Origin of the sequence: Rhodococcus sp. 077-4, assembly GCF_047782425.1 — a bacterium.
In the GTDB taxonomy this organism is placed as follows: Bacteria; Actinomycetota; Actinomycetes; order Mycobacteriales; family Mycobacteriaceae; genus Rhodococcoides.
This window is the reverse complement of record NZ_JAJPWC010000003.1, coordinates 24,640-45,575: the sequence shown is the minus strand read 5'-3', so window position 1 is coordinate 45,575 and position 20,936 is coordinate 24,640. Positions and strand designations below refer to the sequence as shown.

Annotated in this window: 18 protein-coding genes and 1 pseudogene; 15 read left to right on the top strand and 4 right to left on the bottom strand. The window is 62.0% G+C overall.

Annotated features, from left to right (window positions below):
* Positions 1 to 10: 10 nt before the first annotated feature.
* Positions 11 to 1,018 carry a M23 family metallopeptidase gene (locus ACNEOT_RS16480; RefSeq protein ID WP_415975285.1) on the bottom strand — a complete coding sequence of 336 codons (1,008 nt, stop codon included), beginning with the start codon at positions 1,016 to 1,018 and terminating at the stop codon, positions 11 to 13.
* Between the two features lie 232 nt (positions 1,019 to 1,250).
* Here ACNEOT_RS16480 and ACNEOT_RS16475 point away from each other — a divergent pair, with 232 nt between their 5' ends.
* From ACNEOT_RS16475 to ACNEOT_RS16440, 8 genes and pseudogenes are all read left to right on the top strand, one after another.
* Positions 1,251 to 3,128 carry a hypothetical protein gene (locus tag ACNEOT_RS16475; RefSeq protein ID WP_415976383.1) on the top strand — a complete coding sequence of 626 codons (1,878 nt, stop codon included), beginning with the start codon at positions 1,251 to 1,253 and terminating at the stop codon, positions 3,126 to 3,128.
* A 146-nt stretch (positions 3,129 to 3,274) separates the two neighbouring features.
* Positions 3,275 to 4,438 (top strand): ADP-forming succinate--CoA ligase subunit beta, encoded by a 1,164-nt coding sequence (gene sucC, locus ACNEOT_RS16470; protein ID WP_415975284.1) that lies wholly within the window; start codon positions 3,275 to 3,277, stop codon positions 4,436 to 4,438.
* A gap of 8 nt (positions 4,439 to 4,446) precedes the next feature.
* Positions 4,447 to 5,358, top strand: coding sequence for a succinate--CoA ligase subunit alpha (sucD, locus tag ACNEOT_RS16465; protein WP_415975283.1), 912 nt, complete (start codon positions 4,447 to 4,449; stop codon positions 5,356 to 5,358).
* A 205-nt stretch (positions 5,359 to 5,563) separates the two neighbouring features.
* A complete protein-coding gene (locus ACNEOT_RS16460) occupies positions 5,564 to 7,774 on the top strand; it encodes an SAM-dependent methyltransferase (protein WP_415975282.1) in 2,211 nt (736 codons plus the stop codon).
* A gap of 58 nt (positions 7,775 to 7,832) precedes the next feature.
* Positions 7,833 to 9,032 (top strand): DUF262 domain-containing protein, encoded by a 1,200-nt coding sequence (locus ACNEOT_RS16455; RefSeq protein WP_415975280.1) that lies wholly within the window; start codon positions 7,833 to 7,835, stop codon positions 9,030 to 9,032.
* A gap of 1 nt (position 9,033) precedes the next feature.
* Positions 9,034 to 10,014 carry an MAE_28990/MAE_18760 family HEPN-like nuclease gene (locus ACNEOT_RS16450; RefSeq protein ID WP_415975278.1) on the top strand — a complete coding sequence of 327 codons (981 nt, stop codon included), beginning with the start codon at positions 9,034 to 9,036 and terminating at the stop codon, positions 10,012 to 10,014.
* Positions 10,015 to 10,065: 51 nt separating this feature from the next.
* Positions 10,066 to 10,344, top strand: a pseudogene (locus ACNEOT_RS16445) (succinate--CoA ligase subunit alpha); the annotation flags it as partial.
* An 81-nt stretch (positions 10,345 to 10,425) separates the two neighbouring features.
* Positions 10,426 to 10,770, top strand: a complete 345-nt coding sequence (locus tag ACNEOT_RS16440; protein WP_415976323.1) for a DUF2200 domain-containing protein — start codon at positions 10,426 to 10,428, stop codon at positions 10,768 to 10,770.
* Between the two features lie 7 nt (positions 10,771 to 10,777).
* Here ACNEOT_RS16440 and ACNEOT_RS16435 read toward each other — a convergent pair whose 3' ends face one another.
* The gene (locus ACNEOT_RS16435; protein ID WP_415975277.1) at positions 10,778 to 11,176 is read right to left on the bottom strand and encodes a hypothetical protein; all 399 of its coding nucleotides are present in this window, start codon (positions 11,174 to 11,176) and stop codon (positions 10,778 to 10,780) included.
* Between the two features lie 64 nt (positions 11,177 to 11,240).
* Here ACNEOT_RS16435 and ACNEOT_RS16430 point away from each other — a divergent pair, with 64 nt between their 5' ends.
* Entirely contained in the window at positions 11,241 to 11,594 is a 354-nt protein-coding gene (locus tag ACNEOT_RS16430; protein WP_415975275.1) for a hypothetical protein, read from the top strand.
* A 72-nt stretch (positions 11,595 to 11,666) separates the two neighbouring features.
* Here ACNEOT_RS16430 and ACNEOT_RS16425 read toward each other — a convergent pair whose 3' ends face one another.
* Complete coding sequence (locus tag ACNEOT_RS16425; protein ID WP_415975274.1) at positions 11,667 to 12,677, bottom strand: hypothetical protein; 1,011 nt, start codon at positions 12,675 to 12,677, stop codon at positions 11,667 to 11,669.
* 7 nt (positions 12,678 to 12,684) lie between these two features.
* Positions 12,685 to 13,203, bottom strand: a complete 519-nt coding sequence (locus tag ACNEOT_RS16420) for a hypothetical protein (protein WP_415975272.1) — start codon at positions 13,201 to 13,203, stop codon at positions 12,685 to 12,687.
* Positions 13,204 to 13,408: 205 nt separating this feature from the next.
* On the opposite strand from ACNEOT_RS16420, the gene ACNEOT_RS16415 reads away from it, so the two are divergent.
* The 6 genes from ACNEOT_RS16415 (at position 13,409) to purH (ending at position 20,844) form a co-directional block, all read left to right on the top strand.
* The gene (locus ACNEOT_RS16415) at positions 13,409 to 14,632 is read left to right on the top strand and encodes an acyl-CoA dehydrogenase family protein (RefSeq protein ID WP_415975270.1); all 1,224 of its coding nucleotides are present in this window, start codon (positions 13,409 to 13,411) and stop codon (positions 14,630 to 14,632) included.
* Positions 14,633 to 14,655: 23 nt separating this feature from the next.
* A complete protein-coding gene (gene sfnG / locus ACNEOT_RS16410; RefSeq protein WP_415975268.1) occupies positions 14,656 to 15,780 on the top strand; it encodes a dimethylsulfone monooxygenase SfnG in 1,125 nt (374 codons plus the stop codon).
* Positions 15,781 to 15,875: 95 nt separating this feature from the next.
* On the top strand, positions 15,876 to 17,096 hold the full coding sequence (locus ACNEOT_RS16405) for a DUF5336 domain-containing protein (RefSeq protein WP_415975266.1): 1,221 nt from the start codon (positions 15,876 to 15,878) through the stop codon (positions 17,094 to 17,096).
* A gap of 73 nt (positions 17,097 to 17,169) precedes the next feature.
* Positions 17,170 to 18,597 carry a DUF6350 family protein gene (locus ACNEOT_RS16400; protein WP_415975264.1) on the top strand — a complete coding sequence of 476 codons (1,428 nt, stop codon included), beginning with the start codon at positions 17,170 to 17,172 and terminating at the stop codon, positions 18,595 to 18,597.
* Between the two features lie 79 nt (positions 18,598 to 18,676).
* Entirely contained in the window at positions 18,677 to 19,291 is a 615-nt protein-coding gene (gene purN / locus ACNEOT_RS16395) for a phosphoribosylglycinamide formyltransferase (RefSeq protein WP_415975263.1), read from the top strand.
* The gene (gene purH, locus ACNEOT_RS16390) at positions 19,288 to 20,844 is read left to right on the top strand and encodes a bifunctional phosphoribosylaminoimidazolecarboxamide formyltransferase/IMP cyclohydrolase (RefSeq protein WP_415975261.1); all 1,557 of its coding nucleotides are present in this window, start codon (positions 19,288 to 19,290) and stop codon (positions 20,842 to 20,844) included. The genes purN and purH overlap by 4 nt, the downstream gene beginning before the upstream one ends.
* Positions 20,845 to 20,936: the final 92 nt, after the last annotated feature.

The following is a 20,936-nucleotide window of genomic DNA, read 5'->3' as shown; positions in this document are numbered from 1 at the left end:
AAGTGGAAGCTCAGTCCATCTCGGGTCCGAGGGAGATTCCTCGGGAAGCGAGCCAGGGGAGCGGGTCGATCTTGACCTCGCCCGGGAGGTGGACCTCGAAGTGCAGGTGTGGCCCGGTGGAGAAGCCACGGTTACCCATGGTTGCGATCTGATCGCCTGCCATGACGGTCTGACCGACAGTGACGGTCGAGGTGTCGATGTGGCCGTAGACGGTGATCGTGCCGTCGGCGTGCTGCAGGCGGACCCACATGCCGAAGCCTGCGGCCGGACCGGAGTCGATCACCTTGCCGTCGGCGACGGCGTAGATCGGAGTTCCGATGGCATTGGCAACGTCGACGCCGGCGTGGAGTACGCCCCATCGAGTGCCGAAGTTGGAGGTGTACGTGCCCTGAGCCGGCAGCGCGAACAGTGGCCGACGTGCAGCGGCCTCGCGTGCAGCGCGCTCGTCGCTGAAACGCTGACCCTTGGCGAGCAGGTCGTTGAACTGGCTCAGGTCGACCGGCGCGGCAATGCTGAGGATCTGCGGTGCCTCGGACGGCGTCACGCTGGACGAGTCGTCTTGGAGCTCGGTGGTCTGCGGAGTCGTGGTGGCTGCGACTGCGGCCGCTGCGGGTGCTTCACCGGCGGCGAGTGCGTACTCGGAGGTGGCAACCGCGGTAGGAGAGTCGTCGTTGACGACGGCCTGGCCTGCAGCAACCACGGCACCGGCGGCAACGGCGAGAACTGCTGCTCGGCCTTTGAGGGCGGTGGGGGGAAGGGGAATTCGGTGTGCGCCGCCGCGACGGGCCACGGGGGTGGTGTCTGCGGTCGTTGCGAACGTGGTCACGACGGTCGGTGTCTCGTCGGCCTCGAAGTACGGGGTTTCCACGTACTCGTAAGCGGGGTACGAGTAGGCGTCGTACGCGTTGGTCTCTGCGGCCGCGTCGGAAGCAGGCTCGTAGCTGTAGACCGTGGTCGCGTCTTCAGCCGAAGGTCGAGAGAACCGGCTGGAGGTGAAGGACGCACGGTGTTGCTGCAAGACCTACAACCTCCGTTATCCGTGACCTGGCCGTTACTGAAAGACTCGGCAGACGGTAACGAAATGATTGCGGGGCGCGCAAGTTAACAGCCCAAACCGGCCACATATGTGAGATGGCTCACAAGTCGACCAGCGGATATGTCGTGACGAGCCACATTCGTAATCGGACACAAGACCGGCACACGGCGAGAGTAACGATGATCGCGTCGATCGAGCCGATACCGTGATCCGAGTGCCGACTCCCATTCTCGACGACTCCTCCGCCGACGACTCGTCCGCCCGCGGATCCGAGCGAGCGGAACCGCAACGCATCCGAGCTCAGGACGAAGACTTCGGTCGATCCGGCGATCCGTCTCCCACCTCACGCGTCGCAGTTGCAGTCGTACTCGCTCTGGTGGCCGCCGTTGCTTCCGTCGCTGCCCAGTCGATCGGTGTCGTCCGGAGCGTCGACGGTTCGCCGGTGGGTGACGGGGTCGCGGCGGCCGCGATTGCGGCCGGTGCTCTACCGATAGTGGTTGCCGTCTGCGCTGCTGTGGGAGTGGCCGTCAAGCGCGTCGAACTCGCCGCCGCACTGCTGGCCGGCTACGGCGCGGTGTCTCTGGGAATTGCACTGCTCGATGTTGCGTTGCTGTCCGATCCCATCGACGCGAACCGGCTCGAGCTGTTCCGCCCCCTGAGTGCCGCGATGCTCGACGCCACCGCAGGTTCCTATGTTCTGCTGGGCGGTCACGCTGCGTCGGTTCTGGCGGGCGTTGCGGGGTGGTCGGCGGTGCATCGCGCCGGGCTCGGTGACGGGTACGGCCACTCGGTCTACTCCGAGCACGTGGGGCGCGCGGCGGCGGGTCGCGTCGGACCGTTGGTCTCGACAGTGCTCGGCGCGTTCGGTGTCCTGGCGGCGGTTGCGGCATTCGCCTCGCTGTATCGCTCCGCCGATCCGGTGGTGATCGTGACTGCGGTGGTGGAGTCGCCTGTATTCGTTGCGATCGGTTCCGGAGTCGTCGGTATCGCGGCGCTCGTGGTGGCCGCATCTGCGCTGGCCTCGCTGTCGCCGCTGGTGGCGTCGGGTGCATCGGTCGGGGCGGGGATCGGCGTGCTCGGATTCGCCGGGGTCGGTCTGCTCGCGGGTCTCGGCACCGGCGACCGAGTGGATGCCGGCCTCGGTGCCTACCTGGGCACGGCAGCGGGTCTCGGTCTGCTGGTCTGTGGCGCGCTGCTCGCGCCCGTCGCTGCGGTTCGTGACCGCCGGGCCATGCAACGAGCAGAAGAACGGACCGCGCGTCGAGGTGCCCGTGTCGTAACCGGCCCAGGAGCGACGAGGTGGCACGCGTGCACCGGAAGTGCAGGCGTTCTCGCCGGCGTGCTGCTGGTCGTCGGATCGCTGTTGCCGATTCTCGAGACCGACTCGGGGAACGCCGTGCCGCAGATCTTGGCCACCCGCGTGGTGTTGGTCGCCGGGTTCGTGATGATTCTGGGGTCGGTGCCGCTGCTGTTCTCCGAGTTCGCCTCGGCTGCGCGGCCGTTCGTGTCGGTGTTCTGGCTCGGTGCAGTGTCGGCGGCGGCAGGGGTGTTGCAGTCGGTGGTGCTCGCCGAGGACGTACAAGGCGTGAGCACCGGCGTCGGCGCGCTCGCGATCATCGCGGGCGTCGTCGCAGCGGCAGCGACCGGACTGCTGGCGTTGTTCGCCGGCTCGGCCGAACGCGACGACGTCGATACCTCGGCGGACGCACGCACCGACGTTCCGGTGCTGTTCACCGCGCTACTCGGTGCCGTTCTCCTCGCCGTCGCACTGGCCCTCCCCCTGTACCGCGGTAGCGATGTCACCGCTGCGACCGTCACCGAGTTCCCGTGGGGCTGGGACACCTGGGGCCAAATGTTGCTCGCCGTCGGAGTCGTCGTCGCCGCCGTCGTCGCGGCCCGAGCACGGCCCGCTCGCGGCAGCGTTCTGCTCGGCGCAGCAGCCGTCGCAGGAACCCTCCATCTCGCGTCGTGGCCGCTGACGTCTGCGCGCGCCACCGACCCGGAAATGGGCCCCGGCGTCGTGCCTGCGGTGCTCGGAATTCTCGTTCTCGGTGTCGCGGCGGCACTTTCGGCCCGTCGAACCGATCGGTGACGGCCATTGCATCGCCGTGTCGGCGGTGAGATAGGCCACATAGCATCCATGCGCCCGATGCGCTGTCGGGGCACCTGGATAAAGTCCATGCTCAGACCCGCTCACACCCCTGGAGCGGGCGTCAACGTAGACGAGACGGTGAGCTGATGGATCTCTTCGAATACCAGGCGAAGGAATTGTTCGCCAAGCATGGCGTACCCACCTCCGCAGGTCGTGTCACAGACACGGTCGCCGGAGCAACAGAGATTGCCGAAGAAATCGGCAAGCCAGTGATGGTCAAAGCACAGGTCAAGGTCGGCGGCCGCGGAAAGGCCGGTGGCGTCAAGTACTCCAAGGACGTCGCAGCAGCCACCGAGAACGCAGAAGCGATTCTCGGACTCGACATCAAGGGCCATGTCGTCAAGAAGCTTCTCGTTGCAGAAGCGTCCGACATCGCCGAGGAGTACTACATCTCCTTCCTGCTCGATCGCACCAACCGCACCTACCTCGCGATGTGTTCGGTCGAGGGTGGCGTCGAAATCGAGGTGACGGCGGAGGAGAACCCCGACGCACTCGCACGTATCCCGGTCGACGCCGTCAAGGGCGTCGACCTTGCTTTTGCTCGTGAAATCGCCGAAAAGGGCAAGCTTCCCGCCGAGGTGCTCGACGCCGCTGCGGTGACCATCCAGAAGCTGTGGGAGGTCTTCATCAACGAAGACGCTCTCCTGGTCGAGGTCAACCCGCTGGTTCGCACCCCGGACGATCAGATCCTCGCCCTCGACGGCAAGGTGACGCTCGACGCCAACGCAGACTTCCGTCAGGCCGGCCACGCCGACTTCGAGGACAAGGATGCAGCCGATCCCCTCGAGGCCAAGGCCAAGGAGAACGACCTCAACTACGTCAAGCTCGACGGACAGGTCGGCATCATCGGAAACGGTGCCGGACTGGTCATGTCGACCCTCGACGTCGTCGCATACGCAGGCGAGGCACACGGCGGCGTGAAGCCTGCCAACTTCCTCGACATCGGTGGCGGTGCCTCGGCCGAGGTCATGGCCGCAGGCCTCGACGTCATCCTCGGTGACGAGCAGGTCAAGAGCGTGTTCGTCAACGTCTTCGGCGGTATCACCGCATGCGACGCAGTGGCCAACGGCATCGTCGGCGCACTGAAGAAGCTGGGCGACGACGCCAACAAGCCGTTGGTCGTCCGTCTCGATGGAAACAAGGTCGAAGAGGGCCGCAAGATTCTCGCCGACGCCGCGCACCCGCTGGTGACGCTCGCCGGAACCATGGACGAGGGCGCCGACAAGGCCGCCGAGCTGGCAGCGAAGTAGAGGAAACCATGTCAATCTTTCTGAACAAGGACAACAAGGTCATCGTCCAGGGCATCACCGGCGGCGAAGGCACCAAGCACACCGCCCTGATGCTCAAGGCCGGAACCCAGGTCGTCGGTGGCGTCAACGCACGCAAGGCCGGCACCACGGTCAAGCATGTCGACGCCGACGGCAACGACATCGAACTCCCGGTCTTCGCGTCCGTCGCCGAGGCCATGGAGAAGACCGGAGCCGACGTCTCGATCGCGTTCGTGCCGCCTGCCTTCTCCAAGGACGCCATCGTCGAGGCAATCGACGCCGAGATCCCGCTGCTCGTCGTCATCACCGAGGGCATCCCGGTGCAGGACTCCGCATACGCGTGGGCCTACAACGTGGAGAAGGGCAAGAAGACCCGCATCATCGGTCCCAACTGCCCCGGAATCATCACTCCCGGTGAGGCTCTCGTCGGCATCACGCCCGCGAACATCTCGGGAACCGGCCCCATCGGCCTGGTCTCCAAGAGCGGCACGTTGACCTACCAGATGATGTTCGAGCTTCGTGACTTCGGCTTCTCGACGGCCATCGGCATCGGCGGCGACCCCGTCATCGGTACGACGCACATCGACGCCATCGAGGCGTTCGAGGCCGATCCCGAGACCAAGTTGATCGTCATGATCGGTGAAATCGGTGGCGACGCAGAAGAGCGTGCAGCCGATTACATCGAGGCCAACGTGACCAAGCCGGTCGTCGGCTACGTCGCAGGCTTCACCGCTCCCGAGGGCAAGACCATGGGCCACGCAGGTGCCATCGTCTCCGGTTCGCTGGGAACGGCGCAGGCCAAGAAGGACGCACTCGAGGCCGCGGGCGTCAAGGTCGGCAAGACGCCGTCCGAGACTGCTGCCCTCGCGCGCGAAATCCTGGAATCGATGTCCGTGAAGTAAGTTTCAGCGCCTTCTCAAGAGTCGGGCCCCATCGCAGACTGCGATGGGGCCCGACTCTGTTGTCACCTTCGGGCAGAATTGTGAGTCGTTCGCCCGTTGCGCTTCAGCTTGGACTACCATCAGACGGTGCTTGACCGACGTGTGGTGCGGGCCGGATTAGATAGAAGAAGGCGGCGGGGATGGGCCACGGTTTGGAGGAATTTCGATGACCACCCCGAAACGTCCGCAGGACTACTTTCCGCACAGCCTCACTATCCCAGATACGAGGAACTCAGCCGTGGTGGTGAACACTGGCTTAGCCCAACCATCCATCTTGGCTGACAAAATGACCACAGCAGCCGTCGGTCAGCCGAACTCGGTGCCGAGTCGAACTGCGCTGGAGTTCGATTTTCCCGCATTAGAATTCAGCCGGCTAGCCCAAGTAGAGTCGTGGAGAAAAGAGCTGTACCGGCCGGCAACTAGCACGCATAAATGGTGGGCAAAGCGCCTAGGTGGTGTCTTTAGGGCCATGCTTGTGTCGTCGCTTGTTGAGACTTCATCCGATGCAATGTCAGTCTTTTCTAAAAAAGGAAACTTTTCGCATATTACCGTCTTCGACCCATTCGCAGGATCGGGCACTACAGCGGTTGAATCAGTTAAGTGCGGCGCTAAGGCCATATCTTTCGATATAAACCCAGTTGCGTCGCTCGTGCAGCGGCAAGCGCTACAAAGTTGGGATCAGCAAGATTTAGAAACGTCTTTTAAAATTGTGGAAGACGCGTGTAGACCGTTCATATCAGAACTTTACAGTGCCGAAGATGGCCGTCCGATCTTATACTTTTTCTGGGTCGCAACCACTAAGTGTCCCGTGTGCGAAGACGACGTCAACCTTCTGAGTAGGACTACATACGCCAGGCACGCTTACACTGCTAGACGCCCGGCTGTGCAGGTAGTCTGCCCTGAATGTCTAGCCATATCACAGGAGAACTTTGATTTCGTGAAGGCTCAGTGCCCAAACGGGCATTCTTTTATTCGCAATGGGCCCGTATCTGGCGCGACAATGACTTGCCGAAATCACCACCAAACATCGGTAATCGATGCGTTAAATGGAAACATACCAAACTATAAAATGTATGCGAAACTGGTTGGGAATCCGGATGGGAAACGGGTCTATGAGCCAATAACCGAGTGGGACCGCAAGCTGTATGAGCGTTCCCAGAGCCATCTGGAGACACTTGAAGAATCCGCTGTTCTCCCAGTAGGCGAGCTACGGCACGGGGTAAATACTCGACAGCCCCTCAAATGGAACTTTAGATTTTGGGATCAGTTTTTTAATGCACGGCAGTTGGTCAGCCTTTCCAAAATAGCAACCTCCATAAGGGATATCACGCCGCACAGTCCCGAGCGCGAAGCAATGGCGACTTTATTTTCGGGGTCACTGGAGTTCAACAACCGCTTCACAACTTATAAAGGCGAAGGAACGGGTGCTGTACGAGGCATGTTCGCCAATCATGTGTTACGGCCAGAGAGAACTCCAATCGAAGCGAACCCCTGGGGCGTCTTGGGTTCTTCGGGGGGATTCTCATCCTTGATGAAGAGTCGTCTGGGTAGGGCGTACGACTACAAAATCAGGCCAGTCGACATCGTTATAGACGACGATAAGATTGCAAAAGTATCCGACCGCAGTCACCCTATTGATAAGACTATTGTGACCGATTGGGAGTCGTTTGAGGATCGCAAAGAATCAGCCGTATATATCTCGACTGGTGACTCAGCCTCAACAGATATTCCAGACAAGTCCGTAAATCTCGTGTTGACGGATCCTCCATACGTGGACAGTGTCAACTACGCCGAATTAGCTGACTTTTTCCACGCTTGGTTGCGGCAGATCGGGCCACACGAAGAGTACCCGACTAAAGCGAACAGTACGCGAAACCCAAAAGAGGTGCAGCAGAATAGCGCACACGCATTCGGGGAAGCAGTCTATCCAATCTGGATGGAATGTGAACGAGTTCTTCGCGACGACGGTTTGATAGCGTTCACCTTTCACCATTCGAAGTTGCTAGGTTGGGTCGAATTGACCAAGTCTCTCCATCAAGCAGGGATCGTAGTGACCTCAATTCAGCCAATAAAAGGCGAGATGAGTAGCAGTGTTGTTAAGTTGGGCGCGTTGGAGCCGTTTAATCTGGATAGTATCGTCGTTTGCCGTAAGCGAACGTTCGTGACCGCTCAGTGGGACAGTGTCGAACTTCTTTACGAAAGAGCATTGGCTCGTCTGAAGACACTTCTTGACTCCGATATAAAGGTGGGTCGGGGGGACGTACGCTCGGTAGTCAGGGGAACCCTGCTGCAAGGTGTCGATCTTGGCAGCAGTGCAGATTTGTCGAACGTCGAGAGACTCACTAACCGCGCAATTGCGGAACTACTGGACGAATAGTTCTTTCTCGCGGCATTACCCCGGCTCAGAAGGTGTTATAACCGAGGAGAGGTACACGATGGCCAAAGACGTTCCCGTAGATGACACGTCATTGCTGGAGGGAGAACTCGTCGATCTCGATCAATCTTGGGAACAGAAGATTGGGCGTGACTTCCGTATCGTGACAGAGCAAGCTCGCTATCAAGTAGTTCAGATTCCAGATCTGGTTGCGGGGAGCACCTGGAATCTAACACCTGACTTCCAACGACGCCATCGGTGGGACGATAAGCGACGGTCCAGACTGATCGAGTCATTCATGCTAAATGTGCCAATCCCCCCAATCTTTTTATACGAGTCAGACCTCGGCCAGTTCGAGGTTATGGATGGCTTGCAGCGTCTAACAGCGATCCGAGAATTTTACGGGGGCGTGTATAGCCTTGAGGGCCTTGAGGTGCTTTCAGATCTGAATGAGAAAAAATACTCCGAGCTTCCCGAGCGCGATCAGAGAACGATCGATCGCCGTTATCTTAGTGCGGTAATATTGCTCCATGAAACTGGCAAGTCGCCGGAAGAGGCTAGCCAATTGAAACAACTCGTATTCGAGCGTATCAATAGTGGCGGCGTAGATTTGACACCGCAGGAGTCGCGGAACGCATTGTTCGCAGGGCCAATGAACGATCTTTGTACGGAACTGGCCGGCACTAATGCTTTCGTGCAGATGTGGGGTTTTGGCGATGATTCTATGGCCGTATCAGAACCATCAGGGCGGTCGCAGGTTTCACGAGTTCGGTCAATGTATGATGTGGAACTAGTTTTGCGCTTTTTTGCCTACCGACAGCGCCGAAGCGGACGAGTTGGTCGACTTACGAAGAATCAACGGCAGTACTTAGATTCGTATCTTCGCTCCGCAAACAACTTTAGTCCAGTTTTGATTTCGCAACTGCGCGAGCTTTTTTTGGAGACCGCAAGGTTGATATTTGAGATTTTCGGCGAATCGGCGTTTTGGCTCTACCGGAAGCGGCATTCAGGTTGGGTATGGATTACGGAGCCTACCGTTGTGGTTTACGAGCCGTTGATGTTTGCGATTTCGCAACGTATCGATTATTCCAGCGAATTGCTGCAGAATGCCTCTGCTTTAGCAGAGGGTCGTGAATCGCTGTACTCGTCGAACGAACGTGTCATGGATGGGCGGCGTGTGAATGCTTCGGACGTCGATGCCCGGAATAAGTTGCTTCTTCGTTATGTCGATACCCATTTGACAAAATCAGGTACACGGTAGAATGAGGTACATATTAGACCGCACAAGCCAGCGTCTTCGTGACATTTCCCAGTTCATGGACGCCGAGTCGAAGCTGCTAAATAGCGCGACGCGATTGATAGGCTGGCGTCAGTCAATTTATGCCGGTGTCTTAATTAGCACTTCAGCTGCTTTGGAAGAGTTTATTGACTCCTTATTCACACATTACGCTGATGAGGCTCGGTCGTTCTTTCCCGTGTATGAATCATTGCCTGATTCTGTAAAAAAGCACCACGACACCGCAGCGCGGAACCTGCTAAGTCGAGGTTCGATTTCCGGAAGGGTGACCAAAGATGATGCGGATGAGATTGCTCGTGCTCTCGTTAGTTGTCTGGACGCGGCTGTGGACTACCGTTTAAGTCCAGTGGTCATGCGTGAACGTGCCTCGAACCTAAGGATTGATATTCTTCGTGAAGGTTTGGCGCGTCTCGGCGTTCAGTTGGATCAAATTGAATCGAAGCTGTATTCGACAGAATCTTGGGGCGAGCTTTTGGGGGTGCATAACGATCTTGAGAATTTCTTGGATGATTTTATCAGCCGCCGAAACACGGTAGCCCACTCCTATGAGTCGGAGATCTTAGACCGAGCGGTGCTCCGCACCTATGTTGGCGTCGTGGAACAGCTGTGCTTCAAAATATTTGAATATTATGCTCGCCAGCTTGTCGTAAGTTCTCCTTGCTTTGTAGAAATCGCTCAAGTTGAGAATTATTACCACAAAATCGACGTGCATGCTTTCAAGCTGGAAAACCGGGCTAAAATATCACGTGGCGATGTGGTTGTCGGTGAATTGCGTGATGGTGGCATGGGTTCATCACGTGTTCTATCGCTTCAGTACGACGGCACGAATCTCCACTCGGTTATTGCCAAAGGCTCGATTTGTATAGGCGTCAAAACCGATCCTGGTTCGTCATTCCGTGGGAATGTTTTTCGGGTCGACGAAAAGGCGTTTGAAGCCATTTTCTAGCGTGACTGACAGGCATCGGGGTTAATTGCTCTTTCGAGTTCGAGGCGGATCCCGACACCAAAGGTCATCGTAATGATCGGTGAGATTGGTGGCGACGCTGAAGAGTGTGCAGCCGATTACATCGAGGCCAACGTGACCAAGCCGGTCGTCGGCTACGTCGCAGGCTTCACCGCTCCCGAGGGCAAGACCATGGGCCACGCAGGTGCCATCGTCTCCGGTTCGCTGGGAACGGCGCAGGCCAAGAAGGACGCACTCGAGGCTGCAGGTGTCAAGGTCGGCAAGACGCCGTCCGAGACTGCTGCCCTCGCGCGCGAAATCTTGGAATCGTTATGCCCCGGTTCGCGTCGATGGACCACTGCTTGCGTGTGGGCGGTGCAATGTCACATCTACGCGAAGGGGTCTAGATTGACCATCGTGCACAGGATATTCACCACCGCCTTCAGCTCGGTCTATCCGCACTACGTCACCAAGGCCGAGCGAAAAGGCCGGACGAAAGCCGAGGTCGACGAGATCATCTGCTGGCTCACCGGATTCGACCAGCCGGCCCTCGACCGTCATCTCCAGTCCGAAACGACGTTCGACGACTTCTTCGCCGTCGCGGACCTGAATCCGAACGCAACATTGATCACCGGAGTGGTCTGCGGAATACGCGTCGAGAACGTCGAAGACCCCCTCATGCAGAAAATCCGCTACCTGGACAAGCTGATCGACGAACTCGCCAAAGGTAAGAAAATGGAGACGATCCTGCGCGGTTGACCGTTGCTCAGTAGATCGAATGAGTGAGGGTGGCGGTGTAGGTGTCGGCGAGCAGTCCGCTGTTCGGCACCAAGATGTTTACCGTGGCTGTCCAGCTGGTCAGGCAGGCTACGCCCCCACCGGTTTTCGCGTTGACGGCTGTAGCCGACAGCGGCACGTTGCTGACGCCCGGGGATTTCGCGAACAGAAGCAGGCAGTTGGACTCGGGAGCGGAGTAGGACGCGACCGGTGTCACCGTCCTGCCAGTGTTGCTCCCTCGGAACGGTGTCAGGCTCACCGTCGACGTCCAATTGCTGAGTACGTCGACCACGCTGAGGCTCATGTTCCCGGTCCACGGCACCCCCGGAGTCAACGCACCCTGACCTGCTTGTCCGATCAGCCCGCTGTTCGCCTGAATGTTCAGCAAGCTCGCAGCAGGTGCTGCAGCGGCGCGTGCGGCCGGCTGAGGTGATGCGGCAGAGCTGATCGGGGTGGTCGCTATCGGAGACGTCGGCGTCGCGGTTGCCGAGGTGGTGGGCGACGAATCCGTGGTCGTCGAATCCGTGATCGTCGCTGACGAGGTTGTCGGCTCGGAGGTCACCGTGGTCGTCGGAACTGTTGTGGTCGTCGGAACTGTTGTGGCGGTGGTGGTCGTCGGTACGGTCGGCGCCTCGATTGTCTCCGCCGTTGTGGTTGCGGGTGTGGTTGTGCTGGTGACGATCGGGGCAGGGGGTGTGCATTCGACCGTCGGCATCGGTGTGGTGGTCGGGTCGGCCGGAACGGGGGTAGTCGTCGGCGTCGCGTCCGCCGCGCACCCAATAGTGGGTGTTTCGGGGGAGGGCTGAGCCGATGCAACCGGGTTGGCAGTGACCGCAAGAACCATTGCCAATCCGACCGCCGTTGCTAGACGTCGCATGTCAGGTGGTCTTTCGTCGCCGAATCGCCATGAGAAGGACTGCCGCGACGGCGACGATCAGCAGCGCGACGACCGCCCAGATCCACACCGGCGTACCCGCCTCCGGTGCCGAACTTTCTGCAGTGACCGAGCCTTGCTCGGGGAAAGTCACCTCGAGGTTGGACGTCTTGTTCACCAGGCCACTCGTGATCGTCACTTCTGCCTGCCAAGGCCCTGCCGGAAGAGCCGCATCGAGCGTGAAGGTGACGTTCCCCGACTGACCGGGCGCGATGGATCCGCCCGAACCCTGCGCAGGCGCAGCCGAGATTCCGCCGGGGCCACCGGACAACTCCACCGTGCCCCGCGGATCGAGGGCGCGGCCGCCGGTATTGGTGACTCCGACTCGTACTTCCGGTGCACCCGTGTCGGTGCGCGCCGCGCTGACATCGCCGATCTCCAGATCGGCGGCCGGTCCGTTTCCCGGACCGACCGAGAGGTAGGTGCGGATACCGACGCGGCTGACGTTCTGGATACCGGTTCCTGTTGGAGCGCCCGCAGTTTGCGCCCACACGACGGCGTACTGCTCACCTTCGGGGGCGTCGGGTGGAACCGCAACGGTCACAACCGCTTCTGCCGCGGAACTAGGAGCAAGCGTCAAGTCCGTCGGCACCACCGACATCCACGTCGTCAGCTCGTTGACGGCACGGTCGTCGCCCACCTCGAAACCGGCGTCGTCTGCTCCGATCGATGCGGCAGCGGGATACAGGGTGACCGGCTGTTCTCGATCGGTGCTGTTGCTGACCTCGATACGCCTGGTGATGGTCGTACCAGGAGCCAGGTTGTCGATGATGTACGCCAACGCTCGTGGGTCGTCCTGGAGGGACACCGGCGCTTCGAGCAGTCGTATACCGACGCTGCCCACCGGTGCCGGTTCGGTCGGCTGTTGAGCTGCAGCCGGAGCCTGCGTGACGAACACCGAAGCGAACGTCAGAAGTGTCAGGACTCCGGCAGTCAATCCCCGATGAAGTGACATGTACAGATCAAGCCACCGAATGCGTGACGATGCCCGTGTAGTTGCCGGCCACGACGTTGCTCGGCAGCGCGACAGAGACGGTGCCGGTCCACGTGGCGGTGTTTGCGCCGACGACCGCTGTCGCGGTCACGACGGGCTTGGTGGTATCGATGGTCTGAGGCACCAGTACTCCGGCAACCGTGGAAACACCCGTGCGTGCAGGCAGCAGCGGTGCCGAATAGGTCACTGCCGTAGCGGGAATGGATGCCGCGTCCGGTGCGGGCTTGTCGAATGCAGAGCTGATCGCCGATGCGGTCCAGCCGTTGATCCCCAGTCGCTGGTCGGACACGACTACGGGGGTGATTCCTCCGCTCGCCGTATTTCCGGTCACGGTCAGCGCTTGGTCTGTCGGAGCCGTGATGGTGAGTGCCCCGCCCGCGACGGTGAAGGTCACGTTGGTGGGGACAGCGTTGGATACCGCAGGTGAGATGACGGCGGCGGCCAGAGCGCCGGCAACGGCGACGGTGGCGAGAAGGGTCTTGCGCATGGTGACGTCCTAGGGGAAGGCGGGCGAACCGGCAGCCAATGTGTGATGTACGCCACACTAACTGGTGTGCCGGCAAAGCGTTACAAATTCTGCATAGCTGTCACGAAGTAGTTTTCCGGGGTGTGTTACGGACCGAACGCAGCTCTTGAAATCACGCTGAATCGAAGTGTGGTCATTGCTTCGGCGCACGACTTCACTGAGCATCATGACAACCACAGAAAACCGTGCCCTCGCCAAGTCCTGGCCCGACGCCCCCACCACCGCCGCCGGGTGGATCTCTCGCGCAGGTGAGGTAGCTCAACTCCTCGCGGTCGATGCAGTTGCTCGCGACAAGGGCCGCGAGGTCCCCACCGCCGAGGTGCAGCTCCTCAAGGACGCCGGACTCGTCACGCTGCTCGGCCCCGTCGAACACGGTGGCGGCGGCCAGGATTGGCCGACGGCCTACCAGGTGATTCGCACCGTGTCCAAGGCCGACGGTTCGATCGGCCAGCTGCTGGGATACCACCTGCTCTGGTTCTGGGCTGCCCGCCTCGTCGGCACCCCCGAGCAGATCGAGGCCGTCGAGGCCGACGCGACGAAGAACAAGTGGTTCTTCGGCGGAGCCGTCAACCCGCGGGACAACGACGTCGCTGTCACCGATGAGGGCGAGACCATCGTCTTCGACGGTTCCAAGACCTTCTCCACCGGCAGCCGCGTCTCCGATGTGACCGTGCTCGAAGGTGCACTCGAAGGCAGCACCGACCACGTCTTCGCGATCGTGCCGTCGAACATCGAGGGTCTGTCCTTTCACGACGACTGGGACAACATCGGCCAGCGTCAGACCGAGAGCGGCAGCGTCACCGTCGACAAGGTGCGCGTCGACTGGGCGAGCGCAGCAGGGTTCGTGGACAAGGCCTTCCAGCCGCGCGTCTACAACACCCTCAACGTCCCGACCATCCAGCTGGTGTTCGTCAACTTCTACCTCGGGATCGCGAGGGGTGCCCTCGAGGAAGCTGCGTCGTACACCAAGGACAAGACCCGCGCCTGGCTGCACAGCACCGTGGACAAGGCCGTCGACGAGCCCTACATCATCGACATCTACGGTGACCTGACCTCCAAGCTCTGGGCCGTCGAAGCTCTCGCCGACGCAGTTGCGTTGGAAGGACAGAAGATTCACGACAACGCCTGGAACGTCACCGCCCAAGAGCGCGGCGACCACGAGGTGCGCGTCGCCGCAGTCAAGGCACGCGCCACAGAGGTTTCGCTCGAGATCACTTCGACGGTGTTCGAGGCGCTCGGCGCGCGAGCGACGGCCAGCAAGTACGGCTTCGACCGCTTCTGGCGCAACGTCCGTACGCACACGCTGCACGATCCGGTTGCCTACAAGCGACGCGAGGTCGGACGCTGGGTACTCACAGGTGAGCTGCCCGAGCCGACCTGGTACTCGTAGAACAAGCTCGAAAAGGGAGAACCATGAGCACCGAAAAGATCGCCGACGCAATCAAGTTCGCGTACTGGGTACCCAACGTCTCGGGTGGGTTGGTGACCAGCACCATCGAGCAGCGGACCAGCTGGGATTACGAGTACAACAAGAAGCTCGCGCAGACGGCAGAGAACAACGGCTTCGAGTATGCCTTGAGTCAGGTTCGCTACGAGGCGAGTTACGGGGCCGAGTTCCAGCACGAGTCGACGAGCTTCTCGCTCGCACTGCTACTGGCCACCGAACGGCTCAAAGTGATTGCGGCAGTGCACCCCGGGCTGTGGCAGCCGGCGGTGCTCGCCAAGCTCGGCGCCACTGCCGATCACCTCTCCAACGGCCGGTTCGCCGTCAACGTCGTCAGTGGTTGGTTCAAGGACGAGTTCACTCACCTCGGTGAACCGTGGCTCGAGCACGACGAACGATACCGTCGCAGTGCGGAATTCCTGCAGGTGCTGCGCAAGATCTGGACCGAGGACGACGTGGACTTCCGAGGTGATTTCTACCGGATCCACGATTTCACCCTCAAGCCGAAGCCGCTCAACACCCCCGAGCGACCGAACCCCGAGCTGTTCCAAGGCGGCAATTCGTCTGCGGCGCAGGAGAATGCCGGACGGTACTCGGACTGGTACTTCAGCAACGGCAAGGATTTCGACGGCGTCACCGAGCAGCTCGACAATCTGCGACGCGTCGCTCGTGATCACCAGCGGGAGGTCAAGTTCGGACTCAACGGGTTCATCATCGCGCGAGACAGTGAGAAGGAAGCGCGAGACACACTGCGCGAGATCATCGAGAAGGCCAACAAGCCTGCCGTCGAAGGATTCAGGGGAGCAGTACAGCAGGCCGGGTCCTCCACCAAGGACGGCAAGGGCATGTGGGCAGACTCGACGTTCGAGGACCTCGTTCAGTACAACGACGGGTTCAAGACCCAGTTGATCGGCACCCCGGAGCAGGTGGCGGAGCGAATCGTCGCCTACCGGCGGCATGGCGTCGACCTGATTCTCGGTGGCTTCCTGCACTTCCAGGAGGAGATCGAGTACTTCGGCGCAAAGGTGTTGCCGCTCGTTCGCGAGCTCGAGGCGGCCGAGTCGAACGAGCAGGAGCTCGTCGCAGCTCGCTGACCTTCGGCCCTCCGATCGGTCGGGTCCGTGCAGTAGCGTGAGTTGCAAGGATCCGACCGACCTGGGTTGCGGACCATCACCGATGAGGAGACGCGATGACCTACTCGCCCGGCGGCCCTGAATCAGGGGGCTCCAACTCTGGTGGCTACGGCGGAGGTGGGCCGTCCTACGGGCCGTCGTCCTCCCCGAATCAACCACAGTCGAATCAGCCGCCGCCCGATCCTCGCGGTCAATCAGCCCAGAATCAGCCGTTCCACCAGCCGTCCGTGTCCAATCCGTTCGGCCCTCCGGTGCCGGGCACGTCCGCTCCGGGTTCTGCTGCATCGCAGTCGAAGTCGGGTGGATCGGGGCTGGCGAACCTGCCGAAGATCCTCACGTTCGTGATCCTCGGTCTCGGCATCGTCAACTTCCTGCTCGGCCTGCTCGACCTCGTCACCGCGGAGGTCAGCTCCTCGCAGGAACTGCCGAGCAGTATCCAGACGACGTTCAGCACCTCGTTCTTCGCGGCCGGCGGAAGCGCCGTGTCGGTTGCTCTGCTGCTCGCAGCAGGCTTGATCGCGGGTGCCTCGTTGCTGCAGAAGGATGCCAGGAATCACGCCGTCGTGGCCGCCCTGGCGATCACCGGTTTGCTCGTGCTGGTGTTCCAGTCGTTCAGTCTTCCGAGCGAAGACGGCAACGAGTTCGCCAGCACCACCAGCTCGCTGGGTATCGGCGCAATTCTGGTACTCGTCCTCGGTTTCGTCCAGGCAGCCGCGGCCGTGGTGGCACTGCTGCTCGATGCAGGCATCGTCAAGGCTCCGGCACCCAAGCCGGCCGGGTACGGCAACCAGAACCAGCAGTCCGGATACGGCCAGCAGAACCCGTACAACGCGCCGACGACCTCGTTCGGGGGACCGTCGCAGCCCCAGGCATACGGGAACCCGCCGTCGTACGGACAGCCCCAGGGGACGTCGTCGAACTTCGGTCAAGGTCCCAGCGGTCAAGGACTCAGCGGTCAGGGGCTCAGCGGGCAAGCGCCGAGCGGTCAGTCATCGGGCCAACATTCCTACAACCCGGGTCAGCCATCGTACGGACAGTCCAACCCGAACACCGCGCCGCAGGGTGGTTACTCGCCGCCCCCGTACTCCGGTCCGAGCGGTCCTGCGTCCGGGCAGGCCTACCCGCCGAATCAGTACCAGTACGGACAATCGTCGGGATACGGCCAGCCGCCGGCGACGTCCGGCGAGCCGGAATCCGGTGAGCAGTCGACGCCGTACGGCGCACCGACTCAGGCGTTCGGTGCCACTCCGGCAGAGGACGACAAGAAGCGCGACTGAATCTCTCAGGTCACATGTCACTTCGCGGCGCGCCTGACCGGCGCGCCGCGGAGTTGATGCGACTCTCGTTGCGATGAGCGATCTATTGAACCGAGACACTCGACGCGCGGCCGCGCGGACTGCCCGCGTCGGTACCGGGCCGACGCCCGATCAGTCGCGCATGCTCGCCGCAGTGGCGTTCAAGACCTCTGGGCTGATTGTCGTGATTGCGACGACTCTGGCGTTGGTCACCCTCGTGTCGGTCAACAGCGATCTCACCGGAACCCTGGGAGCGATCGCCGGGTCCTGGTTCGCCGTGCACCTGGTCCCCCTGACCATCGGTGGTACGTCGCTCGGCGTCGCACCGCTCCTGCCGACACTGATCATCGGCTGGTCCGTTGCCCGTACCGTCCACCGTGCCGTCGATGCCGAGACCGATCGTCGCGTCGTTCGGTGGGTGTTCGCTGCCTCGATGGCGGGCCCACTCGCCGTCACCGCCATCGCCCTGGCCGTCGCCAAGGATGCATCAACCGTCATCGGACTGTCGAGCCCCAACGCACTCGTTGCCTTCTCCTGGGTGGCAGGCGTGCACGCGGCCGCATCGGGAACCGGCCTGATCCTCGCTCGGTGGGACTCACTGGTGATCCGCCGCGGGCTTCCGGAGTGGGTGCGCGCACTCGTCGCGCCGTTCGTGCGCGCGATCTCGATCCTCGCGGCAGGCGGCGCGGCCGTCGTGCTGCTTTCCCTGCTCGCCTCGTGGGAGACCGCAGGCGCACTGGTCGAGAGCGGACGCGACGTTCTCGGAATGCTCGGGCTGACCGTGCTGTCGGTGCTCTACCTCCCCAATGTCATCGTCGGCGCCCTCGCGGTGGCCACCGGCTCGTCGGCCGGGTTCGGCGACGCGTCGGTCAGCCTGTTCTCTACGACGGGCGGACCACTCCCGCCGTTGCCGATCCTGGCCGTTCTTCCCGAAGGGGCGGCCCAGACGATCTGGGTGGTGATGCTCGTCGTACCGATCGGTGCGGGTCTGCTGCTCGGCCGCGATTGCGCGATTCGCAGCGTCGACATCCAGGTTGCGCTGTCTTCCGTGTGGGCCGTCGCAGCTGTCACCGGAGGGCTGGCAGCGCTGCTCGGATACGCCGCGGGTGGCAACCTCGGCACCTTCGGAACCGTCGAAGTGACCGTGTGGAGCTTCGGGCTGCTGACGTTCGCATGGTTGGGCGTCGTCGGGTCGGCCTCGGCCGCCGTCGTCATGTGGCGTCGAGCAGCTCCCGAGCCGGCACGCGAGGAGCCCCAACCCGCACCGATACCGGCGGCCGAGTTGGCCATCGAAGCGGCCCCCGCCGAGCCGGAGAGGGCCGAAGAGGTCGAGGACGTCGTCGAGGCGGAGGTCGTGGACGAACCTCCTGCCGACGAGCCCCCTACCGAGGAACCCGACGCTACCGTCGAAACCGACACCGACGAACCGCTGGACGCCGAGATCGTCGCCCCGCCCGGGGATCAGGACGGACCTGCCCGGTAGGGGTCGGGGGAGCAGCGACTAGGCTTTCCGCTGGCTGAACCATCCCCCTCGATATTTCAGGAGTAGTGCGCTGACTGCCTTGCGTGAGACACCCGCGCGGGTCGTCGTCCTCGCATCGGGGACCGGCTCGCTCCTGCAGTCGCTCATCGCCGCGACTGCCGCCGACAACTATCCTGCGCGCATCGTTGCGGTGGGCGTCGACCGCGACTGCGATGCCGCGCATCATGCAGCCGATGCCGCGATCCCGCACTTTCGTATCGCCCTGCGAGACTTCGCCGATCGATCGGCCTGGGACCGCGCGCTCACCGATTCCGTACTGCGCTTCGAGCCGGATCTGATCGTCACCGCCGGGTTCATGAAAATACTCGGTCCGGCCTTTCTCGACGCCTTTGCCGGACGCATCGTCAACACTCACCCCGCACTCCTGCCGTCGTTTCCCGGCGCGCACGCCGTCCGGGACGCACTGCGCCACGGCGTCAAACTGACCGGTTCGACGGTTCACCTGGTCGACTCCGGTGTCGACACCGGGCCGATCCTGGCGCAGGAAGCCGTTCCGGTTCTCGACGGCGACGACGAATCCGCGTTGCACGAACGCATCAAGACTGTGGAGCGACGGTTGCTGGTCGACGTGGTCGCAGCCGTGGCCGCCAAAGGTGTCACCTCCGATGGACGAAAGGCTCAGATAATCCGATGAGTGAACGTAAAGCAGTGCGCCGCGCGCTGGTCAGCGTCTACGACAAGACCGGACTGATCGAACTGGCGACCGGCTTGCACAGCGCAGGCGTCGCTCTGGTGTCCACCGGATCGACGGCGAGCAAGATCGCCGACGCCGGAATCCCGGTCACCAAGGTCGAGGACCTCACCGGATTCCCCGAGACCCTCGAGGGACGCGTCAAGACTCTGCATCCGCGCGTGCATGCCGGCGTGCTCGCCGATACCCGTAAGCCCGAACATCTTTCGCAGCTCGAGGAACTGGGCATCGAGGCCTTCGAGCTCGTCGTGGTGAACCTCTACCCGTTCACCGAGACCGTCGCCAGCGGCGCTACTCCGGACGAGTGCGTCGAGCAGATCGACATCGGCGGACCGTCCATGGTGCGTGCCGCGGCCAAGAACCATCCGTCGGTTGCCGTCGTCGTCGATCCGGCTCGCTACGCGGACGTGCTGACGGCCGTCTCCGGTGGTGGATTCACCCTTGCCGAGCGCACATCACTTGCCGCACAGGCATTTCAGCACACGGCTGCCTACGACGTCGCGGTGGCGTCGTGGATGAGCAGCGTGCTCACCCCTGACACCGAGACGGTGTTCCCGCAGTGGATCGGCGGAACCTGGGACCGCTCGGCCGTGCTCCGCTACGGCGAGAACCCGCACCAGAAGGCGGCACTGTACGTGGACTCGTCCGCTGCGCCAGGCATCGCGCAGGCTGAGCAGTTGCACGGTAAAGAGATGTCGTACAACAACTTCACCGATTCCGATGCGGCGTGGCGTGCCGCGTTCGATCACGCCGAGCCCGCCGTCGCCATCATCAAGCACGCCAACCCGTGCGGCATCGCCGTCGGAGCGGACATCGCCGAGGCGCACCGCAAGGCGCACGCCTGCGATCCGGTGAGCGCATACGGCGGCGTCATCGCAGCCAACCGTGAAGTCACCGTCGAGATGGCCGAGCAGGTGGCCGAGATCTTCACCGAGGTCATCATCGCGCCGTCCTACGCCGACGGAGCACTCGGAGTACTGCAGCGCAAGAAGAACATTCGCGTCCTGCTTGCTGTTGCGCCGCCCACCTCCGGTGTCGAACTCAAGCCTGTTTCCGGTGGCGCACTGCTGCAGCAGCGGGACGTGCTCGACGCAGACGGCGACAATCCGGCCAACTGGACACTCGCCGCGGGAGAGCCTGCCGAAGAGCAGACTTTGAAGGATCTCGAATTCGCCTGGCGCGCAGGCAGAGCCGTCAAGTCCAACGCGATCCTGCTCGCCCACGACGGCGCGTCGGTCGGCGTCGGAATGGGCCAGGTCAACCGCGTCGACGCTGCCCACCTCGCCGTCAAGCGGGCCGGTGACCGCGTCGTCGGTTCGGTGGCGTCCTCGGATGCGTTCTTCCCGTTCCCCGACGGCCTGCAGGTGCTGATGAGTGCAGGCGTCAAAGCCGTTGTGCAGCCTGGTGGTTCGGTACGCGACAACGAAGTGATCGCCGCTGCACAGGATGCGGGCGTGACGCTGTATCTGACGGGTTCGCGACACTTCGCGCACTAGTGCCTGACGCCGAACTCGCAGTTGTGTAGCCCCTTACCCCACTTTCGGCTGCACAACTGCGAGTTCGGCGATCTGTGGATAGGTAGAAAGTT